Annotated in this window: 22 protein-coding genes and 7 pseudogenes; 15 read left to right on the top strand and 14 right to left on the bottom strand. The window is 44.0% G+C overall.

Features of this window, described 5'->3' with window-relative positions:
* Positions 1 to 181 precede the first annotated feature (181 nt).
* Entirely contained in the window at positions 182 to 448 is a 267-nt protein-coding gene (locus BJP37_RS03660) for a DUF5615 family PIN-like protein (RefSeq protein ID WP_229415549.1), read from the bottom strand.
* 98 nt (positions 449 to 546) lie between these two features.
* The gene (locus tag BJP37_RS03655; protein ID WP_075896551.1) at positions 547 to 945 is read right to left on the bottom strand and encodes a DUF433 domain-containing protein; all 399 of its coding nucleotides are present in this window, start codon (positions 943 to 945) and stop codon (positions 547 to 549) included.
* Positions 946 to 1,237: 292 nt separating this feature from the next.
* Here BJP37_RS03655 and BJP37_RS35550 point away from each other — a divergent pair, with 292 nt between their 5' ends.
* The 3 genes and pseudogenes from BJP37_RS35550 to BJP37_RS03640 all read left to right on the top strand — a co-directional run bounded on the left by BJP37_RS35550 (position 1,238) and on the right by BJP37_RS03640 (position 2,204).
* Positions 1,238 to 1,441: a hypothetical protein gene (locus BJP37_RS35550; protein ID WP_143727456.1), complete on the top strand. Its 204-nt coding sequence runs from the start codon at positions 1,238 to 1,240 to the stop codon at positions 1,439 to 1,441.
* A 278-nt stretch (positions 1,442 to 1,719) separates the two neighbouring features.
* Positions 1,720 to 1,965, top strand: coding sequence for a DUF4160 domain-containing protein (locus tag BJP37_RS03645; protein WP_075896549.1), 246 nt, complete (start codon positions 1,720 to 1,722; stop codon positions 1,963 to 1,965).
* Positions 1,937 to 2,204: pseudogene (locus tag BJP37_RS03640) on the top strand (DUF2442 domain-containing protein). The gene BJP37_RS03645 and the pseudogene BJP37_RS03640 overlap by 29 nt, the downstream one beginning before the upstream one ends.
* Before the next feature lie 188 nt (positions 2,205 to 2,392).
* Here the strand turns inward: BJP37_RS03640 and BJP37_RS44850 are convergent.
* From BJP37_RS44850 to BJP37_RS03620, 4 genes and pseudogenes are all read right to left on the bottom strand, one after another.
* Positions 2,393 to 2,485, bottom strand: a pseudogene (locus BJP37_RS44850) (Txe/YoeB family addiction module toxin); the annotation flags it as partial.
* A pseudogene (locus BJP37_RS03630) lies at positions 2,473 to 2,736 on the bottom strand (type II toxin-antitoxin system Phd/YefM family antitoxin); the annotation flags it as partial. The pseudogenes BJP37_RS03630 and BJP37_RS44850, both read right to left, overlap by 13 nt.
* A 256-nt stretch (positions 2,737 to 2,992) precedes the next feature.
* Positions 2,993 to 3,325, bottom strand: a pseudogene (locus BJP37_RS44845) (type II toxin-antitoxin system RelE/ParE family toxin).
* Positions 3,322 to 3,534 (bottom strand): hypothetical protein, encoded by a 213-nt coding sequence (locus BJP37_RS03620; RefSeq protein WP_075896547.1) that lies wholly within the window; start codon positions 3,532 to 3,534, stop codon positions 3,322 to 3,324. The pseudogene BJP37_RS44845 and the gene BJP37_RS03620 overlap by 4 nt, the downstream one beginning before the upstream one ends.
* A 490-nt stretch (positions 3,535 to 4,024) precedes the next feature.
* On the opposite strand from BJP37_RS03620, the gene BJP37_RS03615 reads away from it, so the two are divergent.
* Positions 4,025 to 4,219: a type II toxin-antitoxin system HicA family toxin gene (locus tag BJP37_RS03615; RefSeq protein ID WP_075896545.1), complete on the top strand. Its 195-nt coding sequence runs from the start codon at positions 4,025 to 4,027 to the stop codon at positions 4,217 to 4,219.
* Positions 4,216 to 4,431 (top strand): type II toxin-antitoxin system HicB family antitoxin, encoded by a 216-nt coding sequence (locus BJP37_RS03610; RefSeq protein WP_075896543.1) that lies wholly within the window; start codon positions 4,216 to 4,218, stop codon positions 4,429 to 4,431. Before BJP37_RS03615 ends, BJP37_RS03610 begins: the two co-directional genes overlap by 4 nt.
* Positions 4,432 to 4,900: 469 nt before the next feature.
* Here BJP37_RS03610 and BJP37_RS03600 read toward each other — a convergent pair whose 3' ends face one another.
* From BJP37_RS03600 to BJP37_RS03590, 3 genes are all read right to left on the bottom strand, one after another.
* Complete coding sequence (locus tag BJP37_RS03600) at positions 4,901 to 5,656, bottom strand: thioesterase II family protein (RefSeq protein WP_075896539.1); 756 nt, start codon at positions 5,654 to 5,656, stop codon at positions 4,901 to 4,903.
* Positions 5,657 to 6,486: 830 nt separating this feature from the next.
* On the bottom strand, positions 6,487 to 7,833 hold the full coding sequence (locus BJP37_RS03595) for an alkaline phosphatase PhoX (protein WP_075905720.1): 1,347 nt from the start codon (positions 7,831 to 7,833) through the stop codon (positions 6,487 to 6,489).
* A 25-nt stretch (positions 7,834 to 7,858) separates the two neighbouring features.
* The gene (locus tag BJP37_RS03590) at positions 7,859 to 8,398 is read right to left on the bottom strand and encodes a pentapeptide repeat-containing protein (protein ID WP_075896537.1); all 540 of its coding nucleotides are present in this window, start codon (positions 8,396 to 8,398) and stop codon (positions 7,859 to 7,861) included.
* 413 nt (positions 8,399 to 8,811) lie between these two features.
* Between BJP37_RS03590 and BJP37_RS38365 the strand changes: the two genes are divergently transcribed.
* Both BJP37_RS38365 and BJP37_RS03585 read left to right on the top strand, forming a co-directional pair.
* A complete protein-coding gene (locus BJP37_RS38365) occupies positions 8,812 to 8,964 on the top strand; it encodes a hypothetical protein (RefSeq protein WP_158069392.1) in 153 nt (50 codons plus the stop codon).
* A 1-nt stretch (position 8,965) separates the two neighbouring features.
* Positions 8,966 to 10,090 (top strand): annotated as a pseudogene (locus BJP37_RS03585) (SagB/ThcOx family dehydrogenase); the annotation flags it as partial.
* A gap of 26 nt (positions 10,091 to 10,116) precedes the next feature.
* On the opposite strand, the pseudogene BJP37_RS34170 reads toward BJP37_RS03585, so the two are convergent.
* Positions 10,117 to 11,177: pseudogene (locus BJP37_RS34170) on the bottom strand (IS630 family transposase).
* A 47-nt stretch (positions 11,178 to 11,224) separates the two neighbouring features.
* Here BJP37_RS34170 and BJP37_RS03570 point away from each other — a divergent pair.
* Positions 11,225 to 11,671, top strand: a pseudogene (locus BJP37_RS03570) (SagB/ThcOx family dehydrogenase); the annotation flags it as partial.
* Here BJP37_RS03570 and BJP37_RS38360 read toward each other — a convergent pair.
* A complete protein-coding gene (locus BJP37_RS38360) occupies positions 11,655 to 11,891 on the bottom strand; it encodes a hypothetical protein (RefSeq protein WP_158069391.1) in 237 nt (78 codons plus the stop codon). The pseudogene BJP37_RS03570 and the gene BJP37_RS38360 overlap by 17 nt on opposite strands.
* A 152-nt stretch (positions 11,892 to 12,043) precedes the next feature.
* On the opposite strand from BJP37_RS38360, the gene BJP37_RS03565 reads away from it, so the two are divergent.
* Positions 12,044 to 12,796, top strand: a complete 753-nt coding sequence (locus BJP37_RS03565) for a transposase (RefSeq protein WP_075896533.1) — start codon at positions 12,044 to 12,046, stop codon at positions 12,794 to 12,796.
* A gap of 613 nt (positions 12,797 to 13,409) precedes the next feature.
* Here the strand turns inward: BJP37_RS03565 and BJP37_RS35540 are convergent.
* Positions 13,410 to 13,622, bottom strand: a complete 213-nt coding sequence (locus tag BJP37_RS35540; RefSeq protein WP_143727454.1) for a hypothetical protein — start codon at positions 13,620 to 13,622, stop codon at positions 13,410 to 13,412.
* 25 nt (positions 13,623 to 13,647) lie between these two features.
* Here BJP37_RS35540 and BJP37_RS03560 point away from each other — a divergent pair, with 25 nt between their 5' ends.
* Positions 13,648 to 13,962, top strand: coding sequence for a hypothetical protein (locus tag BJP37_RS03560; RefSeq protein ID WP_143727453.1), 315 nt, complete (start codon positions 13,648 to 13,650; stop codon positions 13,960 to 13,962).
* Positions 13,963 to 14,004: 42 nt separating this feature from the next.
* Here the strand turns inward: BJP37_RS03560 and BJP37_RS03555 are convergent, their stop codons facing one another.
* A complete protein-coding gene (locus BJP37_RS03555; RefSeq protein ID WP_075896529.1) occupies positions 14,005 to 14,217 on the bottom strand; it encodes a hypothetical protein in 213 nt (70 codons plus the stop codon).
* 188 nt (positions 14,218 to 14,405) lie between these two features.
* On the opposite strand from BJP37_RS03555, the gene BJP37_RS03550 reads away from it, so the two are divergent.
* The 5 genes from BJP37_RS03550 (at position 14,406) to rodA (ending at position 19,807) form a co-directional block, all read left to right on the top strand.
* On the top strand, positions 14,406 to 15,431 hold the full coding sequence (locus BJP37_RS03550; protein ID WP_075896527.1) for a rod shape-determining protein: 1,026 nt from the start codon (positions 14,406 to 14,408) through the stop codon (positions 15,429 to 15,431).
* Between the two features lie 147 nt (positions 15,432 to 15,578).
* Complete coding sequence (gene mreC / locus BJP37_RS03545; protein ID WP_075896525.1) at positions 15,579 to 16,247, top strand: rod shape-determining protein MreC; 669 nt, start codon at positions 15,579 to 15,581, stop codon at positions 16,245 to 16,247.
* Complete coding sequence (locus BJP37_RS03540; RefSeq protein ID WP_075896523.1) at positions 16,244 to 16,756, top strand: hypothetical protein; 513 nt, start codon at positions 16,244 to 16,246, stop codon at positions 16,754 to 16,756. Before mreC ends, BJP37_RS03540 begins: the two co-directional genes overlap by 4 nt.
* The gene (locus BJP37_RS03535) at positions 16,753 to 18,573 is read left to right on the top strand and encodes a peptidoglycan D,D-transpeptidase FtsI family protein (RefSeq protein WP_075896521.1); all 1,821 of its coding nucleotides are present in this window, start codon (positions 16,753 to 16,755) and stop codon (positions 18,571 to 18,573) included. The genes BJP37_RS03540 and BJP37_RS03535 overlap by 4 nt, the downstream gene beginning before the upstream one ends.
* Positions 18,542 to 19,807 (top strand): rod shape-determining protein RodA, encoded by a 1,266-nt coding sequence (gene rodA / locus BJP37_RS03530; RefSeq protein WP_075896519.1) that lies wholly within the window; start codon positions 18,542 to 18,544, stop codon positions 19,805 to 19,807. Before BJP37_RS03535 ends, rodA begins: the two co-directional genes overlap by 32 nt.
* Here rodA and BJP37_RS43220 read toward each other — a convergent pair.
* Positions 19,804 to 19,928: amino acid--tRNA ligase-related protein (locus tag BJP37_RS43220; protein ID WP_143727949.1), on the bottom strand; the 125-nt coding region annotated here is incomplete at its 5' end. The two genes, rodA and BJP37_RS43220, sit on opposite strands and share 4 nt — an antisense overlap.

The raw sequence follows: 19,928 nt of genomic DNA, 5'->3' as shown, positions 1-19,928 counted from the left end.
TTGCGCGCTCTTTATACCATATTCCGATTACAATTAGAATGAAATAGCCCTGCCTATAATGGTGGGCACTTGTGTTTGGAAATCTAGGATTTTAACAAAGATTATCGCACAAGTGCCCACCCTACAATCTACTTTGAGCATATGTGATTAACCAGATATATTCCCCTTCATGTACTCACCATTAATCATCACGGCTAATAGGGCGATATTGATTCAACCAACGAACTTGCCCTAAGCAATCTTCTGATTGAGTCTCTAAAAGAAAACGCTCGAGTGCCTTAATCAGGTCGGATAAGTTCCATCTGCTTTGAGCCGCCAGAATAATGCCATGATGTTCTGGGTATTGTATGGCTAAAGCGGAGAAATCTTTGATGTTGAATGTAAAAATACATCGCCCTTGAGCCGTTGCCTTCAAAAGTTGGGTTTCATCACTTGCATCTTTGGCTATCCATTCATTGGGAGTCCGAGTAACATCATGACCACGAACGGTTAGGGCTGATTGTAAGGCTTTGATGGACGTGTCCGCATCTTTGGTGTTGCCGAAGTTTAGACATTGGCTACTTCGCTCTCTTGTTCAGCTACAATCGCGCTGTCAATTTCGGTTTGATGTGCGCTGTAAAACCCTAGTGCGTCGTTAATTTGAGTTTCAGTTAACCCATATTCCTCGGCCAGCTGCTTGGCAGACATTCCCCATTGGTGGGTGGCGATCGCAATTGTCTGGACTCGAATCCCTGTCCCACGAATGACTGAGACGGGGTGACCACTGGCTCCTTGACGATAAGTGATGTGGGGAAAGCTTGGGTCATGGAATTGATGCTTGAGAACAGCAACTTTTTCAGCCACTGCCCATAAAATAAAGTCGTCGAGGGAAATGCCTTGACGCAAAGCACATTGTTCTACTTCTTCTTGAAGTTGAAGCGGCAAGTTAAGGGAGTAGGATGCCATTTTTAAGGTAAGGTCTGCATTGTCGGTTAATTTACCTTCTGATCCTAACGGATGCTCTTAGTATAACACGATCGCACAGGATTAGTCGTAATACATAAATTACCAAAGACATTAGACACTCTATGCTTGAGAATGTTAGGCAGAGGCAGGGTCCAACAACAGGCCATTGATGAATTAGAAGCACTGCCAGAAACAAATCAATTTCGGTAAAATACGTTATTGTTGTTATCTTCTGAGCGTAGTAACTTAGAAGTAAGTACAGAATTATAAGAGCAAGACAGAGAGAAAATTGATGCGCTTATCACCACTTTTATTAGAAAAATTAGAAGCTGCTACTCAGTCAGGCATACAACAGGGTATACAACAAGGTATGCAGCAGGGTCTGAGGATGGAGCGCACTGCGATTATCGAAAACTTGTTGAGAGTGAGGTTTAATTCTCTTGATGACCAACTGAGAGGTATTATTGAACCAATGCTGTCCTTATCTAATCAATAATTTTCCGCTTTAATATTACAGTTATCTCAGCTATCCCGTGAGGAATTATTAGCAAGATTCAGTGATTAATTCAAAGTTCAAAATTAAAAATTAAAAATGAATGAAGCCCAGTAAGGGATGGTGCGTTCGGTGATATTCTGTCAATAAATGTCTTGATAGATCTTGTGTTATCGAACCCACCCTACAAGAGCGTACGCAGTACCAGACGACTTGATCGCGCATCCTGCAAGCCAAAGTTCAAGACATGGTAACCAGCATAGTGTTAGAATTATTCCATTATGCCAACAATTTTACGGATCGGTCCAAATCGTTTCTACTTTTACAGTCATGAACCGAATGAACCACCGTACATCCATATTGACCGTGATGCTTCATCTGCTAAATTCTGGCTGGAACCAGTCAGTCTAGCTAGCAATGTTGGTTTCAGTGCTAAGGAACTTCGGAAATTGCAAGGGATAGTCCAGGAAAATCAGAAAAATCTATTAGAGGCTTGGTATGGGTATTTTGGCAATTCGAGCGGATGAGAGAGTTAAGAATGTCTACTTTACTGAAGAAACCATTAGTGTTGATTTAATGGATGGGCGGAGAATTACCGTACCTCTAGTTTGGTACCCAAGGCTACTTAACGCCACACCAGATCAACGTTCAAATTGGGAAGTTTGCGGTGGTGGTTATGGCATCCACTGGAGCGACCGAGGACGAGGATTTGAGTACAGAAGGGATGCTGCGTGGTGCGCCAGCCCCATCCTCCAGAAATTTATGAGTTAATCGAGGTGAGGGACCCTAAGGTTCAAGCTCACTGGCGGCAGGTATCTAACGGTTACGAACTAAGCGTACGCCAGTCCGTCCAGTGCAGGATCAGAAAGGTTACGCAAAAGCCCGTGATTGTTGGGTTTCGTGCCTCAACATTATCCCCCCTTTGAGTCAACCTGATGAATTGAGGTCCTCGTAAACCAGTAAATTAACTCTTTTTAACAGCCTTTTATCATTCTCTTGTAGCCAAATATAGTCAGACCAATATGCTTCGGTAAAAGTGATTTTAATTCATAAATTAATTGTTTAATTGACTTTTTTACAGATTTAGCTTGTTCAATTGATTCTAAGAGATGTTCGGCATTGGTAGGATTGGATAATAAATATAGTGTTTCTTGCCAAGAGTTAAATTCATCTAAAGACATTAAAACAGCTTGTTTTCCTTGATCATTACATAATATAGTTGGTTCTACATCAAGAATGACCCGCTCGATTAGTTTATCTAATTGGTGTTTGGCTTGATTACTCGTAATTGCTTTCATTTTTAGCTAGTCAGAGTTACATACACCAGAAATGTAACAGAAATTAACTTTTTTTTGGTCATCCAAACCTACGGGCGATCGCATTATGAGTCCGATTTTGTTATGGTAACTTACAATATAAGAGAAAATCTTAGGGTAACAAGCATGAAAATCAAGGGTTTTGGGTGGTGCGTTCTTCATAATCGTGGGGTGAAGCAGCAGATTGCTTCAAGGAAGGCACCCTACAAGAGGGACGATCGCTACGAGCCAATTGGCATCAGCCTAGTTCTTCACCTAGGGTTTGCTGTGATGCGTGCCGGATGTGTAGAATGCGAACGGTCGCTCCTTCTTGCTCTTCCAATATGGTAAAAAGAATTCGATATGAATTACGTCCCCGACCGTAGAGTAATTGTCGTATTTATTGACTGAAATACTTATTCTCTCTTGCATTAGGACAACGTTTTGGAAATTGCGATAGAGATTCGATTGCTTGTAGCAATCCAGAATACCAAAGGCTAGCCTGGGTAGGAGATGTGACTTGGGATAAACGTAGGAAGGCGCTGTCGGCTTCCGCCTCTGCCACACTGGAAATTTCAAGAGAGTATTTCATGAATCGACTGGCAGGTTGTACTGGCGACGCTGCTCTTGGGCAAACTCATGGAAAGACCGAAATCGACCTGCCTGGAAATCATTCAGTCCTTTTTGAATGCCCTTTATAGCCTCCTGTGAATCTTCCACCTCCGACTCTAAGACACTAGCCAGCAATTCGGACGCAACCAAGCTAACATCTTGACCTCGCTGAGCAGCATATTCACGCAGTAGTGCTTCTAATTCTGAGTTAAGGGATAACTACCTTTGTCATCGACCTACTTTCCTCCCAACCTTTGCTTCTTAGCTGCATTCTAGCAAAGTGTGGGGGTGCGTTACTAAAGCATTTCCTCAACCCACCGCACAAGATCGCGTACGCACTATAATATAAAAGTGCAACAAATTGTAAAGCCCGAACAAATTAATACTCTCGATCTTGAGGAGATGAATCATGAATCATTCGAGTTCTGAGCTAACACGTGCGCTTACTGATTGGCGTGACGATATATTATTATAAATAGAAAAAAATCCCGACGAACAGATTCTACAATTATTTATTACAAATCCTTCGTTTATTTCGTCAAAGCCAAATGACGAAGCAAGAATCTGTAGATACTTTGAAAAACATGAAACTAAAATCAGATTAATTAGTTAAAATAGGGTGATTGTCTAACAATATCAACTAGATATAATTCGATTAAAATTATGAAAAACTGTCTGAATGAAAGTTAAAGAGGTACTTAAGCGATTAAAAAAAGATGGATGGTATCAAGTAAGAATGCGGGGAAGTCATAGAATTTTATCTCATCCTCAAAAGCCAGGTATTGTAGTAGTTCCAGGTAAGCTAAGTGATGATATACCCATCGGAACATTAGGTGCAATTTGGAAACAAGCACAGTTAGGAGATGAACAATGAAAAAATATGCAGTAATTTATGAAAAAGGCGATACCAACTGGGGGGCAATTGTGCCAGATTTACCCGGTTGTGTTAGTATTGGTGACAGTTTGGAAGAAGTCCAAGAAAATGTTAAAGAGGCGATCGCACTTTATCTGGAAGTTTTGGTCGAAAAAGGAGAAAAAATCCCTCAACCTCAAACCCAAGTCGGATTTGTAGAAATAGCAGCTTAATCCCTAGTTTCTCAAAATGCTACAAGATCTCAAGATCTATTGGGTGGGATGGTGCGTTCAGTGATATTCGGTCAATAAATGTCTTGAGAGATCTGGTGTAATCGAACCTACCCTACAAGAGCGTATGCACTCAACCCAACCGACAACAGAGATCACCCTTCCAACCCGCTCGCGCTATTTTATTCCCATTTAATTTTCTTGTGTCAGGCTTTTGATAATCTTTTTAGCCAATCGCTCATTAATTTATCGCACTTCACCAAATCATCAAGATAGAAGCAAGAGAATAAACTGAACGGGCTTCATCGCCTTTTTGGAAATCAATTTATCCAAAAATCCGTTCATAGGTTGGTAATTGTTTAGCCATATTTCCCTTAAAAGCTGGTCAAAGGCTTTTGCTCCCCGCTCGCGGTGGCCTACGGCCTCCGCTACGGGAACACCAGATGGGGATTTCAAGGAAAAACTCAAGGAATCACCTATGCGCGATCGCAAACTTTGTGATCAGCTCCAAAAGCTGATTACACTCCTTTTCATTATTAATAAAGAAATGGCCACCAGGAAACATGTGTATCGTGAAAGTGCTACTGGTTTGGTCACCCCAGGCCGCAAGCTCATCACTGTTGGCGTCGGTATCCTCCAAACCTCCGAAAACAGATATCGGACAATTAAGTGGGGGTTCGCTAGTGTAGGTATAGGTTTCGTTCATCCCGAAATCCGCTCGCAGGATCGGTAGAAACAGCTCCATTAGCTCCTGGTTTGCTAGCACAGTATCTGGTGTGCCATTATATAGACGCAATTCTTCGATCAACTCAGACTTGGGCAAGTTATGAAGGGGAGGTTTTCGAGCAGGTACTTGAGGAGCGCGGCGACCGGAAATGAACAGGTGTCGAGGACTCGGGGCTTCCTGGCGGCGGAGTTGACGGGCTAATTCAAAGCTGATTATTGTTCCGAGACTGTGACCAAAAAAGGCAAAGGGGATATCGAGATAGGGCAGTAAACCTGGTGTTAGGGTTTCAATCAGGGGCAATATACCAGTAACCAGGGGTTCCCGCAGTCGCTTGCCCCGTCCAGGGAGTTCCACTGGGCAGACTTCGATATCCGGTGCCAATTGGTCTGGCCAAGTGCGAAAGCTAGAAGCAGCACCACCAGCATAAGGAAAGCAAAATAGGCGCAGGGGGGCTTTAGGATTTGGTTTTGGGCGAGTGATCCAAGAGTTGGTAGTAGTCATTAGTTATTTTGAAGAGAACAGGGAGTAAGGAGTAGGGAGTAGGGAGTAGGGAGTAGTGAACGAAATTATCACAATTCCGACACGGATCCCTATCTTTGGAAAGTAATCAATAGACTTCGCCGCAGAAGTCCGGAAATGGATCACTTTTGTAATACAAGATAATAGGCTTAGTTGTTATGTAAGCATTCAGCTATCAGCTATCAGCTATCAGCTAATGGGCGTTCGTCCCAGCTTCGTTCGCACAGCGTGGCCAAAGGCCAAAGCCTGTGCCACGCACGCTAGGCGAACAGCTTTTGAAGAAAACAGGTAAGCATTGGAATAATGCTGAGTTACTTGGACTTTTAGCTGACGGCTGTTCGCGCAGCGTGAGCTTTTAGCTCACGGCTGAGTGCTGAATGCTTACGTTGTTATTTCACCAAGCCCATAAATAGTTTACATTGAACCTCCCTTGATTTTAAAATAATTGAGAACCAGTTAAGCGATCGCTATAACATCCCAAAATTACTTTATATCTGTTAGACAAAAGCCAATTTAATTGGAGTAATCATTATAGGGTTTTCCAGCCTAATGAGATAAACAGTTTTTTTTCTGTTCCCTGTTCCCTAAAATCAAAAAATTTGTAGTTTACCTAATTTAAAACCGCTATAATTACAAAAAAAACTCTCATATCTTTATGAGAGCAAAACTATGAAATAAAGCTGATAATTTTTAGAATAACGGTTGTCATCTTGACACAACAATTTAGAAATAATGCTACAGGGGTCATAAATGAATTGTGATAATTTTTGATACCATATTCCCTGTTCCCTGTTCCCTGTTCCCTGTATACTCTAAACCCAAGGACCTTGAATTGCAAATGTGATACCAGGCTCTTGAATGTTTACGAACATGATCCGACCATTGGGTGAGAAGCAAGCACCAGCAAATTCACTGCTGTTGAGGGCATTCCGTGCCAACTGGTAAAGCTCACCTTTAGGATTGACCCCAACCAGGAATTGGTCACCACCACCATCTTCACAGAGGATGAGATCTCCAGAAGGACTAATGGTCACATTATCTGGGTGTTCTAGTAAGCTGCGGTCATGGGACTCAATAAACAGTTCAATGGTGCCACCCTCTTGGGGATTGCTACCAGCAACATAGCGCCAGACTTGACCAGCTCCATTGGCCCATCCAGTCTTTGGATTTAAAGAACCACCACTAGTACAGGTAAAGTAAACCTCATTATTACCGTACCATGCCCCTTCTCCCCTGGTAAATTGGGTTGCTCCCTTAGCAAAACCTTCCACCCGCACAGTATCTTCTTCCGGGTCTACATCCTCAATCCGAACCCATTCTACTGCCATGGGTTTACCGACAGGGAAGTTTTTAACAGTGATTTTCTGAAATGTTCCCTGGATCTTTAATGCCTCCAGTACACCCCCTGCTTTTAAGTTGCTTGGTTGCTTGGGAATAAAGCGATAGAACAGACCATCCATCCTGTCTTCAGTCTGATAAACAATCCCAGTCTTGGGATCTACTGCAACCGCTTCATGGTTAAAACGACCCATTGCCACTAGAGGCTCCGCTTGAACCACTTCACCGGTAATGGGCACTTCAAAGTTATAGCCGTGCTTCATCGAAACACTTCTGGGGTCATCTGCCGGATAAGTGGTGGGAGTAACGGTGCTTTCTTCACAAGTAATCCATGAACCCCAAGGGGTTGGTCCACCACTACAGTTTCGCTCAGTACCAGCAAGGGAAGTGTACTGTTTGACCAGTTGACCATTGGCTCCCACTACTAGTGTTGTCGTCCCACCCAGACACATGGGGTCATACTTGATATACTCTACTGCTACCAATCCATGTTTATCCAGTTGATGGGGGCTAAGTTCATGATTGCGCACCAGGACAGTATTGCCTCCCGGTGCAGGAAAAGCACCCATGCCATCGGGTCTACCAGGCACCAAATTGCTATCACTCATGGTGTCACCTGTGCGGGATAAAATTTTATAGCTAAATCCGGCTGGCAGGTCTAATAATTGATTAGGGTCTGGCTGAAGTGAACCGAAGCCTTTACCTCGAAATGCTTTACCAAGAGCCTTCTTGGCAAAAACCTCTTTCAACGGGGATGCCAGAATTACACTGGCGGTGCTAGCACTGGCTAAGGCAAAGAAGTGACGTCTTGATAAAGTCATTGGTGGATAACGGATAGGTGTTTGATCACTCAGAGCCATCAGCTCTATGCCCATCAGGATAAATCGTCGAACTATCCAAGTAGGCATCACAAATATCGACGTTCTCGGCTCGAAATAAGTTGCAACCCCTCAACTGAGCCTTAGTAAGGATAGCTCTTTTCAGGTTAGCATTACTCAAATTGGCATGGCTGAGATTGGCATGGCTAAGGTCAGTGTCCCTCAAGTCCGCTGCTTGGAGATTGGCACCAGCGAGATTTGCCCCCTGTAAATTAGCACGACGTAGATTTGCTCTGAACAGATTGGCATTCTGAAGATCCGCCCCAGAGAGATTGGTCTGGTAGAGTTGGGCATCACTTAACTGAACTGCTTGAAGTTGAGCTTGCTGCAACTTGGCTTGACTTAGATTAGAGTAAGGCAGGTAAGTCTTGTTAAGATTGCTGCTGCTCAGGTCAATTGCTTGTATATCTGCTTCAAACAGGTCAGCTTCACTGATATCTACTCCACTAAAGTCTCGTCTACCCCTAGCGTATTGTTCAAGTAACTCCGATCCACCAATCTTTTTCATTGCGCTATAGATAGGTCAGCTTTTGCCGCCCAATACCAATTTATAAAATAATGTCAATGCGTATTTATGCTTAATTATTTTATAAAGGTATAACTTTGTAGCGCCTTACACAGTTAATTATAATTCTTTTTTAATATTTGTGAACATTTGCTACGTAAAAATAAAAATACTTGACAATATAAGTTTTTTTTGTTATGAAGTTTTTATTTTATCGGTAAAGGTAGGGAACAGGGAACAGGGAACAGGGAACAGTGATAAGATTTTGCAGGGAGTAGCTGCTGAGTGGTGATAGCTGACCGCTCAAGGTATCAAACAGAAAAAAGTGATGTTATCAGCAGGGAGAGCCACTGGGGAAACTGCCTAGTGGTCAAGGTCGGGAGCTATCCAGGAAGTATAAGTCTAGATTAGACCTCTTGCAAAAGTATTTTTCTGATAGTGTTTACGTAAATTCTTGTCCACTGTTCCCTGTTCCCTATTCCCTGTTCCCTATTCCCTGTTCCCGACAACTGCAAGAAGTCTATTGGTGTAAAGATATTAAGCAAAGCTTCCTGTTCTGTTGCAACTAAGATGTCACAACTGCCAGTATCAATCGCTCAGCACTACCACGAGCGCACCAAATATGCTCCAGAAACCATATCAGCCAAAAATAAGGGCTTAGACTGGGAGAAGCAGCCGATACCTTTTAAAGACTACAAAGTTGGGACTAACTTTGACCTCAAACCATACTTCTCACAAGACCGGGAGCAGTTTACCTCTGAACCGAGTAAGACTTGGTGGCGGCTGTCCCAGTTACTACTGTGTAGTTATGGTTTGACGGCTAGGCTGGAGACAATGGGACCACCACTTTATCTGAGGGCAGCTCCCTCTGCTGGTGGCTTATACCCAGCTGAAGTTTATTTGATTTCCCGTGGTACTCCCGTATTACCATCAGGACTGTACAACTATCAGTGTCTTACCCATTCTCTAGTTCATTTTTGGCAGAGTGACGTTTGGAGTACACTGCAAGAGGCTTGCTTCTGGCACCCAGTTTTGGAGAGTACGGAACTCGCTATTGTAACTACAGCGGTATTTTATCGCTCCGCCTGGCGCTATGAAGACCGGGCATACCGCAGAATTTTTCTAGACACTGGTCATCTGCTAGGTAATATTGAGTTAGCTGGGGCTTTGAGTGATTACCGACCTCACCTAATTGGTGGGTTTGCAGATGAAAAAGTTAATGAACTGCTTTATCTAGACCTGGAACAAGAAGGAGCGATCGCAGTAATTCCCCTGGCCGATCAGCTCAAAGTTGAACAAAACTTGCCCATCGCCCCAACTGTGTTAGCATCTCCTACTGAGGTTAATTACCCAGACATTCCAGATGGAGAATTATTGGGGTATTTGCACCGCGCTACGGAAATTAAGCAGGGTGGTGATTGGAAGGCTAAAGGTAATAATTCAAAGAGTACAAAAATTGACGACCAGTTAGAAGACAAGTACAACTTTCCGTTTTGTGATAAAGTTTCAACTTCTACAAACCCCATAGATTGGGGGGAGTTAACCAGCTCAGGTAATGTACCGAAAGCATGTTTAGATACTATTCTAAAACGACGCTCTACCCGAGCTTATAGTGCAGCTAATCTGACCTTGGAGGAGCTAAAAGCTCTTTTGGATTTTACATACCAACCTCAGCATTACATTGAGCAGGGGTTATATGAAATCCGGCTAAATAGTTACTGTTAAGCCTTGGCATCCTGCCACCAGTGAAAATGGGTGAGTCCCCGGATCAACTCAGGCTGTTTTAGTAGTACGCAACACCGATTACATAGAAGTTGCTCTAACTCAAAGATGTTCTCAAAGGTTCGGTTAGCAATCGGCTCATCCAAGATTGACCAAAGACGTTCTGCAGGTTGCAACTCAGGGGAGTAAGGGGGAAGAAACTCTAAATGTAATCCTTCTGGTAGCACGATATCCTGACCGGTGTGCCAACCGGCTTGGTCAACAGTTAAAATAACGTGTTTATTTTGGCCTAAGCTGAAATGTTGGGCAAAGTCAGCCAGGACTTGATTGAACAGTTGAATGTTTACTCTCGGTAACAACCACCAATAGGTTTGACCCGAAGCTGGATGCACAAAACCCCATACCCAAACCCACTCATAGCGCCACTGCACTTTGGCAATAGGGGTTTCCCACCAGGGAACCCAGAGGCGGCGCACCATAGGTTTGAGTCCAACTCGATGTTCGTCCATCGCCCACAACTCAATCTCTGCCCCCGGGTGCTGCTGCTGTAACTGCTCTACTCGCTCAGGCAGTTTTTTTTCCAGGCTTCTTGCTTGATGGGATCTTGCTGTTGATGCTCCGGACGGGGCAGCCGTAGCCGAAACTCCATCTGCTTGAGATATTCCCAACCTCGTTGAGGCGCAACCGGACGGTCGAGCACTCGACTCATCCAATCAGCTACCTTACGACCATTCCACAACCCGCTCTCATCCACAGGGGCTTCTATAGCTTGTAGGAGTTGGGCTTGTTGAATCTCGTCGAGTAAAGGTTCGGCTCCACGATTATGATGCCGACCATCACCTACCCCGGCTTCCCCCTGTTGGTTGTAGCGCTTGGCAATCACCCGTATCCAGCGCAATGAATACCCTGTTGCCTCTCGCACCTCTTCGGTCTGCTTACCTTTTGCCAGCAACCACAGGATTTGGTATTGGCTGCGTTCTACAGCATCACTGGCTTGACGATACCGTTCTTCCAATTCCTCACAACTAAGATGAGGTAATAGGCTCAGCCGTTTGGGCATAGATCTTTCCCGACTCACTCTATACAATAAGTCTACACCCGGATTTGATATTAGATGGAACACCAGATTATTTTGATTTAAGTTTAATCGAAACATTTATAGCAGTATCTGGGGTAAATGATCTAGAAGAAGGCTGCTATTATTATGCGCCTAACGCTCAAGAATTGCGGCAAATTCGCTTTAAAAACTTCCGGCAGGAATTGCATTTTCTGTGTTTAGGGCAAGATTTGGGTCGAGATGCCAGAGCAGTGGTGTTCCACACGGCAGACTTACAAAAAGCAGTGGCTCGATTAGGCGATCGCGCTTACCGTTACTTGCACATGGATGCTGGTCATCTAGGACAGCGGCTGAATCTAGCAGCGATTTACTTGGGTTTAGGAGTAAGTGGTATTGGTGGCTTCTTTGATGACCAGGTAAATGAGGTTTTGGGTATTCCTGTTGATGAAGCGGTTGTTTATATTACGACTTTGGGGCGTCCTAGAACACGACTTTGAGGTTTTGGGAGTAGGGAGTAGGGAGTAGGGAGTAGGGAGTCGGGAATCGGGAATCGGGAGTCGGGAGTCGGGGAGAATTTTGGCGTTGCTGATTTTGGGTATGGTTTCGCCCCCCTAGCCCCCCAATTCTGGGGGGAACAAGACTTTCAAAGTCCCCCGAGCGAGCAATCCCTCGCTCGGGGGATTTAGGGGGCTTGACCAAAACCAGATGATCGCGCATTCATTCCTTGATTCAGCAACGCCAGAATTTTGGCGTTGTATAAATGGGGGATGATTTTAATTGTGTAGAATGGGCATCTTGCCCGTTCAGTTTGGTGGAATGGGCATCTTGCCCGTTCCTACTCTTACTCTTGTCTAAGACATAGCACAAAAATGCCTAGACTCCCCCGTAACTTTAAAGATGGTTATTCCTATCACATTACTACTCGTTGCAACAATCGTGAATTTAAATTATCACAACGAGTATGCCGAGAGGTCTTTCTCTACGCCATTAAAAAGGCGCTGTTGAAATATGACTTTAAATTAGGGTTGTGTATCATGTCGAATCACGTCCATTATCTGATTGAACCGGTCTGTGGTGCTGATTTACCCAAAATTATGCACTTCCTCAACTGGTACACAGCCATGTGCTTCAACCGAATGCTCAAACGTACAGGGCATTTTTGGGAAAAACGTTACTATGCTGACGGGTTTCCCCCGACAGACCGGGATAGAGCTTTGAATACTCTTCGTTATATTCACGGCAACCCGAAAGCCGCAAGAATGCGTCAAAGCTTTTTCTACGATTTCAGCAACTACGGCAGCTATGAACGCCTCACCTCGGATGGGTTAACTCAATGGCATCCGGCTTTTTTGCAGTTGGGAAATAGCTTAGACGAATGCGCGAGAAAATACAAAGGATTTTGCGATCGCTACAAACCAAAGAAGAAAACCCCAACTAGGTGCCATTGGGGTAGTAGGCTCCTAGCTGGGGTTTCCTCTACGGAACATTTGTCAAAAAAGTCTTACAAGGGAAAGAAGAGGTCGGTGGCGTGCCAGGTAACTGAAGACCCCGAAGTAGCCAGGGTTTCCGGTCAGTTTATTGCTGCCAATCGACCGCCCACCACTGATAAACAAGACTTTTGACATAAGGTCGATGTTTTGCTATGATTCTAGCCGTCTACGTTGTCAAACCAGCAGAACTTGCACGAACCCACACCCCTTGCTCCATCCCCCCCCACATACCCCTTTGAGGTCCTTGAGGTCGTCGTATGACAACTTGAGGAGGTCGGTTTCTTGGCTTGGTCTGGTTTCTAGATCATGGATCTCGATCTTTTCTTTCCTACCAAATCAGCTTTGTGTAATCTGTGCTCTGTGACAAGAATAAAATCGCAGAGAAAGAAAAGTCAAGGCTTTTTTCACATTTTTCTTTCTATTTAATAATTTTTATTTTTTTAAGCCGGTGTAATGTTAAGAAGGTGTATTGTAAATTGGATAGGAAAAGAAGTCAAGGCTTTTTTCACATTTTTATTTAGTTACGCATTTTTTTTTAATTATTTACAACATCAAAGCCTTATAATGTAAGGGCTACAGCGATTTATAAAGCCTTCACAATTAGCTAAATAAGGGGTACACCATATTCAGAGTAGGTAACAATTACTAGGTATTTTCTACAGGGGTATCGAATCAAATAAGGGTTACACTAAAGTCAGATTAAGTAACAATTACTAGGGGCTTAATGGAACAGGTAAAGGTTAAATTAGGTAACAATTACTAGGGGCTTCAGACGGGAGTCGGGAGATGGGGAGGGTGGGATGTGTGGGGAGATGGGGAGATGGGGAGATGGGGAGATGGGGGGAATTTTTGTGTTGTATAAATGGGGGATGATTTTAATAGTGTAGAATGGGCATCTTGCCCGTTGAGTGCAAGTAGAATGGGCATCTTGCCCGTTGAGTGCAAGTAGAATGGGCATCTTGCCCGTGATCAATATTTGTAGAATGGGCATCTTGCCCGTTATCAATATTTTCGCGCTCCCTTTACACGTCCCTCTTCTGTCAGTTTCCGATGAATCCCGATTCCCGATTCCCGATTCCCCACTCCCGTCTCCAAACACAAAACCCCAACTAGGTGCCACGCTTTGTAGCAAACTCCTAGCTAGGGTTTCTCTTACGGAATCACATTTGTCAAAAAAGTCTTACAAGGGAAAGAGGTCGGTGCAGTGCCAGGTAACCGAAGACCAGGAATTAGCCAGGGTTTCCGGTCAATTTATTGCTGCCAATCGACCGCCCACGACTGAGAAAAAAGACTTTTGACATAACTATGATGTTTTGCTATGGTAGCCGTCATAATCATCGCTAACAGATAAACCGAACCGCAACAACCCGCACGCGGCGCCCACGCACGACGCTATACCCTTCTTTAATAACTTCAAATTGACAACGACTTAAATCCACCACAGGCGAGCCGCCTTTGACCTTTTTTTGGTCGTCCTTCTCTAACAACTTCAGGAGGTCGGTTTCTTGGCTTGGTCTGGTTTCTAGATCGTTGATCAGGATCTTTTCTTTCATGCTATCTCTCCAAATCAGCTTAGTGTAATCTGTGCTCTGTGACAAGAGTAAAATCGCAGAGGAAGAGAAGTCAATGCTTTTTTCACATTTTTTGACATTTTTCTAAGCAGGTGTAATTTTATTCCCTAATTAGAGTTTTTTCATAGAACATTTTTTAAACGATTTACACGCCAATTTTTATAATCTAAATGGGTCTTTTTGATTTTTTTTCCAGTGATATCGCTATCGATCTTGGAACTGCAAACACACTGATTTTATATAAGGGAAAAGTTGTTGTTGATGAACCTTCCATAATTGCGCTCGACCGTGCTACTAATAAAGTGATTGCTATTGGTGCCAAGGCCATGCAAATGCATGAAAAAACACATGAAAATATAAAAACCATTCGACCGCTAAAGGACGGAGTTATTGCCGACTTCCATGCTGCTGAACAGATGATTAGGGGAATGATAAAAATGATTGACATGGGCAATCGTTTTTTCACACCTTCTCACAGAATGGTAATTTGTATTCCATCAGGTATTACTGAAGTAGAAAAACGTGCGGTTCGGGATTCCGCGGAACACGCAGGGGCCAAGGAAGTTTATATGATCCATGAGCCCATTGCCGCCGCAATCGGTATAGGAATCAATATTGACCAGCCCATTGGTTCGATGATCGTAGATATCGGAGGGGGAACAACGGAGATTGCAGTAATTGCACTATCCGGAATCGTATGTGACCAGTCTATTCGAGTTGCCGGAGACTCATTTAACAAGGATATTCTCGATTACATGCGCAGACAGCACAACCTACTGATTGGTGAAAGGACAGCCGAGCGCGTAAAAATTGAGGTAGGTTCGGCGATGACTGAGTTAGACGAGGCGCCGGATGATTTTGAGATCAGAGGTCGTGACTTGATGACCGGTATTCCGAAAGTAATCAAAATCTCATATTCTGAGATCGCGTTTGCTATTGATAAATCTGTATCCAAGATTGAGGAGGCAGTGCTGAAGGCACTAGAGATCTCTCCACCGGAATTATCGGCAGATATCTACGATAATGGTATTTACCTTACGGGGGGTGGAGCCTTACTTAGAGGTTTGGATAAGCGCCTCGCTTTAAAAACCAAATTGCCTATTCACATTGCTGAAGATCCATTGAGAGCAGTAGTACGTGGTACCGGTAGTGCCCTGAAAAGTGTTGCAGACTATAAAGCCGTGTTGATGACTTAAATGAACAGTCTCTTCAACTTCCTATACAGGTACAGAGTAGCAGCCGTATTTTTCGTGCTGCAGGTACTTTGTTTCCTGATGATAGTTTCTACCAATAGATTTTACAGCGCTTCTTTCTTCAATACAAGCAATTTCCTGAGTGGTTCATTGAATCAGTTTTCTCAGAATAGCACGAATTATTTTGAACTGGACCAGATCAATGATCAATTGGCATTAGAAAATGCGCAATTGAGAAGACAGCTCGCGGAACTGAATTACGAAAAGACCATTCCACCGATCATCGCTTCCAACTATGAAGTTATCCCCGGGAAAGTGATCAATAAAACCTATTTGCGAAGTGCTAACTTTCTCACGCTGGCATTGGGCCAGGATCAGGGGATCGCCATTGGTATGGGTGTCGTTGGTGAAAAGGGAGTGGTAGGTCGCGTAAAGTCCGTATCCGACAACTTTACCACGGTGGTTTCTATCCTCAATCCAGGAGTGATGATCAGTAGTCAAGTCAAGCGAACAGGTACACTTTGTCGTGTGCAATGGGAAACGAATGATCCGTTGACCATTAATGTAAAAGATATTCCCAGGCATATTCCTCTTTTTGCAGGGGATACCATTGAGACATCCAGCTATAATGGCGTCTTTCCTCCTGGAGTGCTGATAGGAGTGATCGAGGAATTGGAATTGACACAGGAGTCTCCCTTTTATAGAGCAACAGCCAGACTCAGCGTGGATTTTTCTTCCTTGAGTTATGCCCATGTAATCATCAATCAGGCCATTGCCGAAAAAGATAGTATCGAATCCATCATAATCGATGAGTTATGAGAAGTGTAGGGAGAGAGCAAGTCATCTATTTTTTGATTTACGTCGTTTTGCAACTCCCCGTCTTGCATCGATTCGTCTTGTTTGATGCTGCTTTTGCCTTTTTCTATGTGAGCTTTATGTTGGTGTTGCCACTGGGGCTTGATCGATTGACGATGTTGTTTTTGGCATTTGGGACGGGGTTGCTGGTAGATATTTTCTCAAATACGCCGGGGATACATGCTTCTGCATGTATAGTGCTGGCAGTACTGCATAAGCCCTGGTTAACCATGGTCGTTGGCGCGCCTGAAGAAGATGCACGGGTTAGTATCTTTAACTTCGGATTAAGGTCCATGATCACGTATGCTGTGCCTTTGATTTTTATTCATCATTTTCAGGTCTTTCTGATTGAGCATGGTTCTTTTGGTGCTTTCGGATTGTTATTGAAACGGGCATTCTTTAGCACCCTGCTAACAGCTACCCTATTTCTCTCAAGTAATTTTCTACTGTCCTCAAAAACCCGAAGACTATGAATGAAAGGGGGATAGCTGTTAGGATCATAATCATTTTGATCATCCTCATCTTGATCGGGAGGCTATTTTCTATTCAGGTTACCAATGACACTTACAAGCTTGCTGCGGAAAACAACATAGTTCAGAAGCGAATCGAATATCCTTATCGAGGGTTGATAAGAGACCGTAATGGTGAACTCATTGCCTATAATGCACCGATTTATAGTATGGTAATGGTCCCCCGCGATTTCGATTTGGCTGATTCTACCAAAGTGAAAGCATTGCTGGATTTGGAGCCTGGGGAGTTTGCGGAACAATATGCACGCTGCCGGAGATTTTCATATTCCAAGCCATCCGTATTTGAGGAGGAAATACCTCCGGAGCAGTTTGCTCAAATTCAGGACGAGTTGAGCGCAATTCGGGGACTGAGCGTGGAGACACGAACCAACCGGGCTTATGCCATCCAATCTCTGGGAAATACCCTTGGATACGTAGGTGAAATCAGTGCAAGCAGATTGAAAGCGGATACTGCAAACTACTATCGAGGCGGGGATTATATTGGTATTTCCGGACTGGAAAGAGAATATGAACCTGTTTTGCGAGGAAAGCGAGGTGTCAGTTACAAGATGGTCAATGTTCGGGGAATCGTTGAGGGCGATTTCCGGGAAGGTCAATTCGACACCATTCCTGAACCTGGACAGGACCTGGAAATTACCATCGACCTGGAGCTTCAGCGATATGCGGAGTTTTTGATGGCCGGAAAAGTAGGAAGTGTGGTGGCTATTGAGCCCTCTTCCGGAGAAATTCTTGCGTTCGTTTCCAGTCCGAATTATGACCCCTCTTTACTTACCGGAAGGGATTTCTCTCAGAATTATCTGAGCCTAAATCGCGATTCTCTAAAGCCTTTGTTCAACAGACCTGTCCAGGCCATGTATCCTCCTGGTTCTATGTTCAAGACGGTGCAATCACTCATTGCGTTGCAAGAAAAAGTGACCTATCCGAGAGAGCAGATCTATTCTGATAACACATTGATCGGAGACCTGGCTCCTACAGGTTATTATGACATTCCTAAGGCTATCCAGTTTTCTTCTAATAATTATTTCTATAAGGTCTTTCGAAGATTGATTCAGCGAGGAGAGCATGAAAGTGCCTTTATTGACTCAAGAATTGGGCTGGAGAGTTGGGCACAGTATGTCAGGAAATTTGGTCTGGGCGTTGAGCTTGGTCTCGATTTGCCGGATGAAAAGAAGGGCTCGATTCCAAGTATAGATGTATACGATCGTGTTTACGGAAGGAATAGATGGAAATTCTCTAATATCTATTCATTGAGCATCGGTCAGGGAGAATTGCTGGTGACACCTATCCAAATGGCCAACCTCGGTGCTATTTTGGCTAATCGTGGTTATTACTATACACCCCATTTTGTCCGAAAAATTGGGGCGGATTCTGTTATCCGATCAAACAGAAATGATCTAGGTATTCAAAGCGAACATTATGAGCCAGTTATTGAAGGGATGGAACGAGTGATTCAGGCGGGATCAGGGATCAGGGCATATATTCCCGATATCGCCATTTGTGGCAAAACCAGTACCGTTCAAAATCCGCCCTATCCGGATCATTCAGGGTTTATGGCTTTTGCCCCTAAAGACGACCCGAAGATTGCAATTGCTGTCTATGTCGAGAATGCTGGTCAGGGAGGAAGAGCAGCTGCCGGAACAGCGAGTTTACTCATTGAGAAGCATGTTCGCGGTGAGATTACAAGACCCTATCTGGAAGACTTTATTTTGAAAGGAGATTTCTTTTTTGATGCGAGGAGAAAAACTACAGAAGAGAATTGATTGGCTTACTGTAGCCCTCTATGCTGTGTTGGTCCTTGGAGGCTGGTTCAGCATATATGCAGCGGACTATGATACCACGACTAGTAGCAGTATTTTCAATCTCGAACAAAATGCCGGTAAACAATTCATTTGGATCTTATCATCCATCGCGATAATTGTAGGTGTTTTCGTCCTGGATGGAAAAATGTTTGAAACGTTTTCCTGGGTAATATATGGCGTTATTATTGTCCTACTACTACTGGTCCTTTTCTTTGGGCGAGAAGTAGCAGGATCCAGGTCCTGGTTTGAGCTGGGCAGCTTTCGATTGCAGCCCTCAGAGTTTGCCAAATTTGCGAGCATCCTCGCCTTGGCTAAATTTTTATCCAATAATCCCAACCTCAAGGAGTTTTCGAACCTGTTTAAGGCAGCAGCCATTTTCCTTTTTCCTGCAGCATTGATTGTCCTTCAGGGGGATGCGGGAACGGCCATGGTATTTGGGAGTCTGGTATTAGTGCTTTACAGGGAAGGAATGTCACCTTGGTTTTTGATTGCACCTGTATTGTTTATTGTCATTTTTCTGTTGACGTTATTGGTAGCAAAAACGGCCTTGCTCATTGCCATTATTGTGCTGGCTTTATTAGGAATTGCCTTCTCGGTACGGCACATCAAAAGGATAGTCGTGATCGTCGGAATTACTATCATTTTCATCGGGACGGTATTCAGTGTGGATTTTGTACTGAATAACGTACTGAAACCACACCAGCAACGTAGGGTTCAATTATTAGTAAATCCTGATCTTGATCCGTTGGGGGTTGGCTGGAATACCACTCAGTCGAAAATTGCCATAGGTTCCGGAGGGTTCACAGGGAAAGGATTTTTACAAGGTACTCAGACAAAGTTTGATTTTGTGCCTGCCCAATCTACCGACTTTATTTTTTGTACGATAGGAGAAGAACAGGGGTGGTTAGGGACCACTTTTATTTTGGTCATGTTTGGACTATTGCTGATGCGGGTCCTGGCCATTGCGGACAGGCAAAAAGGGTCATTCGCGAGGGTTTATGGATATGGAGTGGCCAGCGTCATCTTCTTTCATATGACCGTGAATATTGCCATGACCATAGGGTTATTTCCAGTGGCCGGAATACCTCTTCCCTTTATCAGTTATGGAGGTTCCAGCCTCTGGTCTTTTACGATATTGCTTTTCATCCTGATCAAGCTGGATGCCCAACGAATGCAGGTGCTGCAACGATTTTAGAACTCACAATTCCCAGGAGTTCTTGGGAATGGCATTACATCGCGGATGTTGTTCATACCGGTAACGAATTGGATCATTCTTTCGAATCCAAGACCGTATCCACTGTGTGGTGTTGTGCCAA

The sequence above is a fragment of the Moorena bouillonii PNG genome (genome assembly GCF_001942495.1).
Classification (GTDB): domain Bacteria; phylum Cyanobacteriota; class Cyanobacteriia; order Cyanobacteriales; family Coleofasciculaceae; genus Moorena; species Moorena bouillonii.
Note: the sequence above shows the minus strand (reverse complement) of the source record. Positions and strands in the feature narration are given on the sequence as shown.